General features: G+C 44.3%; 2 protein-coding genes and 1 pseudogene. 2 read left to right on the forward strand and 1 reads right to left on the reverse strand.

Annotation, left to right across the window (positions count from 1 at the left end; translation table 11 throughout):
- Window positions 1-56: 56 nt before the first annotated feature.
- Entirely contained in the window at window positions 57-422 is a 366-nt protein-coding gene (locus B7X71_RS15610; protein WP_215303852.1) for a cytochrome c, read from the reverse strand.
- Window positions 423-586: 164 nt separating this feature from the next.
- Here B7X71_RS15610 and B7X71_RS15615 point away from each other — a divergent pair, with 164 nt between their 5' ends.
- Complete coding sequence (locus B7X71_RS15615) at window positions 587-1,444, forward strand: MoxR family ATPase (protein ID WP_293601396.1); 858 nt, start codon at window positions 587-589, stop codon at window positions 1,442-1,444.
- 33 nt (window positions 1,445-1,477) lie between these two features.
- Window positions 1,478-2,202, forward strand: a pseudogene (locus B7X71_RS15620) (hypothetical protein); the annotation flags it as partial.

A 2,202-nucleotide genomic window follows, 5' to 3' on the forward strand; every position in this document is an offset into this window, starting at 1 on the left:
ACTGGATAACAAAATGGCGGTAATTAGTGCGAATTTCATAAACGTGCCTCTAAATATCACTTCAATGGGTTATTTGGTGAGCTGGCAGTTTGCGCAGCATAGTATTCGCCAAGGTCAGCCATGTCTTGATCAGACAAGCTGGCAGCAATAGAACGCATCGTTGGATGCTTTCTTTCGCCTTTTTTGTAGGCAGCTAAAGAGCTAGAAATGTAAGCAGCATTTTGGCCACCTAACATTGGAACTCTGTAAACCAAAGGATAGTCAGCACGGTAGTCTGGGATGGAGTGGCAACCAATGCAAAGCCAAACCTTGCCTTGTCCAGCTTGGGCGGAACCTTTGACATCTTGAGCCTGGGCAGAAAATCCAGCAAAAGCCAAAGCAGCGCAGAGGGTCAATTGGGAAAGAATGAGGTGTTTTTTCATAGAAATCATCATTAACAGGTTTGATTTAAATCAATTTGGGAAGAGTATAGCGGAGACAGAGCGCATTGCCTCGATTCAAGCCCTGAAATCAGTAAAAACACTGAAAATAAGCACCCTTTTACCTATACTTGAATGCTGTTTCAGACAAATTGATTGCTACAACCATGACAAAGACCAAATCCCGTTTTGATGGCTCCAAAAGCTATGTTGCTACCGATGACTTGAAATTGGCGGTAAATGCCGCTTTTCAACTTCAGCGACCCCTCTTGATTAAGGGTGAGCCAGGGACAGGCAAAACCATGTTGGCCGAGGAAGTCGCTGCAGCCCTAAATATGCCGCTCATGCAATGGCATATTAAATCCACCACAAAGGCTCAACAGGGCTTATATGAATACGATGCTGTTAGCCGACTAAGGGACTCTCAGCTTGGCGAAGAGAAAGTAAACGACATTCGTAACTACATTGTGAAAGGGGTTCTTTGGCAGGCGTTTGAAGCGGATGAACCTGTCGTTCTCCTGATTGACGAAATAGATAAAGCAGATATTGAGTTTCCCAATGACCTCCTGAGGGAGATTGATCGCATGGAGTTCTATGTATATGAAACCCGTGAACTGATTAAGGCCAAGCACCGCCCTCTTGTCATCATCACTTCAAATAATGAAAAAGAATTACCCGATGCATTTTTGCGTCGCTGCTTTTTTCATTACATCTCATTTCCAGATGCTGCAACTATGCAAAGCATTGTTGATGTGCATCACCCCAATATCAAACAAGAATTGCTTGAAGCAGCCCTTAAATCTTTTTACCAGATCCGATCATTACCTGGTTTAAAGAAGAAACCCTCAACCTCAGAGCTTATTGACTGGTTAAAACTTCTACTGGCAGAGGATATTCCAGCAGATGCGCTCTATAGCAGTGAAGAGAAAATTACGATTCCACCGCTACATGGCGCACTGCTCAAAAATGAGCAAGATATTCATCTATTCGAGCGACTCGTGATGATGAACCGGAATCACCGCTAGTCTCACCCACTTTTATATGGCGATAGCTGAATCATGCTGATTCAATTTTTTCTCAAGCTCAAGGAGGCTAAGGTACCTGTTTCAGTTCGAGAATTTTTAACGCTTCTAGAGGCCTTAAGAGGCGGCGTCATTAATCCTTCGATTGATGAGTTTTACCAACTAGCGCGCATAACATTGGTAAAGGATGAGCAGTACTTTGATCGCTTTGATCAAGTCTTCGGCTCTTACTTTAATGGTGTAGAGCAAATCATTGCATTAGCTCCGGATATTCCGCTGGACTGGCTTGAGAAAAAATTACAACGTGTATTGAGCGAGGAAGAAAAAGCAGCACTCAAAAAGTTAGGTGGTCCTGAAGCACTACAAAAGCGCCTTCAGGAACTGCTGAAGGAGCAGAAAGAGTGGCATGGTGGCGGTAATAAATGGATTGGGGCAGGAGGTTCATCGCCTTTTGGTCACAGTGGCTATCACCCAGAGGGCATTCGTATTGGCGGCGAAAGTGCTGGCAATAGAACTGCTATTAAAGTCTGGGAAGCGCAAGAATTTAAGGATTACGACAGCGACCTCAGTCTAGGTACGCGCAATATCAAAATGGCATTGCGCCGCTTACGTCGTTTTGCTAGAGAAGGCTCTAGCCTTGAGTTAGATCTAGATAAAACCATTCATTCCACAGCTGCAAATGCAGGCATGCTCGACATTCAAATGCGACCCGAACGCCATAACCAAGTCAAAGTATTGTTGCTAATGGATGTTGGCGGATC

It is taken from the genome of Polynucleobacter sp. 39-46-10, assembly GCF_002282275.1.